This is a genomic window from Mesorhizobium sp. LHD-90, from assembly GCF_030929505.1.
Classification (GTDB): Bacteria; Pseudomonadota; Alphaproteobacteria; order Rhizobiales; family Rhizobiaceae; genus Kumtagia.
Genome location: NZ_JAVFVV010000055.1, coordinates 1 through 1327 on the forward strand (window position 1 = coordinate 1; position 1327 = coordinate 1327).

At 68.7% G+C, this 1327-nt stretch carries 1 protein-coding gene; it reads right to left on the reverse strand.

Annotated elements, in window-relative coordinates; all coding sequences use genetic code 11:
• Positions 1-44: 44 nt before the first annotated feature.
• Entirely contained in the window at positions 45-1247 is a 1203-nt protein-coding gene (locus tag RB623_RS30245; RefSeq protein WP_308060981.1) for an IS481 family transposase, read from the reverse strand.
• Positions 1248-1327: the final 80 nt, after the last annotated feature.

Genomic DNA, 1327 nt, shown 5'->3' on the forward strand with positions numbered 1-1327 from the left:
TGTCCAGCCGATGGATGGGTAACAGAATGGACCGGATACATGGGTTACAGTTCTCCCCGTTGCTGGTCCGCAAAAGCGCCGGCTGGTTTGGGTTGCAAGGCGGTTTTGCGGACCAGCCTGCGGCGCTTCACGTCGATGACGCCGAGGCGATGGGCGTGGAAGCGCATCGCCCATTCGCCGGCCTCGGTCTCCTCGATGGCGACCGGCTCGCCGGCCAGCGTCGCCGAGACATAGATCTCCGCGCCGCGCCATTTGACGGCGCCGTTGTGGCGCACCCTGCGCACCGCTGCCTCGGCCGGGTAGTCGGGCTCGGGCGGGCTGACCGGCATTTGCCGCGTCGAGGGCCGGTAGTGCTCGGCCGGCGTGTCCATGCCCAGCGCCTCGTGCGGGCGCTCCTCATTGTATTCGCACCGGAACGCGTCGAAGACTTCGGCCTGTGCCGCCTGGTCGGCCGCCGGCGCCTCGGCCAGCGGCAGCATGGTCAGGTGGAAGCGCTCGTGACCTCCGTTCTGCTGCGGCTTGCCGGGGTCGATGCGCTCCAGCACGATGCCCAGCCTGATGAAGCGCAGCGACAGTGGCGTCAGCCCGGTGACGCCGCTTGCCGCGAAGGGCGGGCCGTTGTCGGTGCGGATGCGGTCGGGAAGCCCATGCTCGCAAAACAGCCGCTCGAACACCGGCCAGGCCTCCGTCTCGCCGGTCGAGCCGGTCGCTTCGAGAGCCAGCAGATAGCGGCTCGAGGCATCCATCACCGTCAGCGGCTCGCAGCGCCAGCCGTCGCGCGTCCTGAACCAGCCCTTGTGATCGCCGCTCCACACCGCGTTCGGCGCCTCCGGCTCCGGCCACGGTCCGTTGCCCGCCCCCTTCCAGCGGGCGCGCCGCCGTCCCACGAGGCCATGCCGCTGAAGGATGGCGCCCGCCGTCGAGACCGACGGCCAGGCAGTACCGGCATCAACCCGCGAAAGCCGCGCCACGATCTTCTTCGGACCCCACAGCGGATGCGCCTCCTTCTCCGCCACGATCCGCTCGACAACCGCCGCCGGCGTCGCCCGTCCATGCTGCAACGGCGCCCGCGGCAGGTCGCGCAGGCCCGCGGGGCCAAGCTCCCGGTAGCGCCCGAGCCACTTGTAGCCCGTCTTGCGCGATATCCCGTACGCCGCGCACAGCCCCGTCATCGTCTCATCGTCCTCAAGACACGCCGCAACAAACAAAAGCCGCTCGTCCATGACACAAGTCTCTCGCCATCCCATCGCCGGTCCTCCCGGCGGACAAGAAAACTGTCACCCATGCTTCAGGTCCATTCTGTTACCTATCTATCAGGGTCGGACAC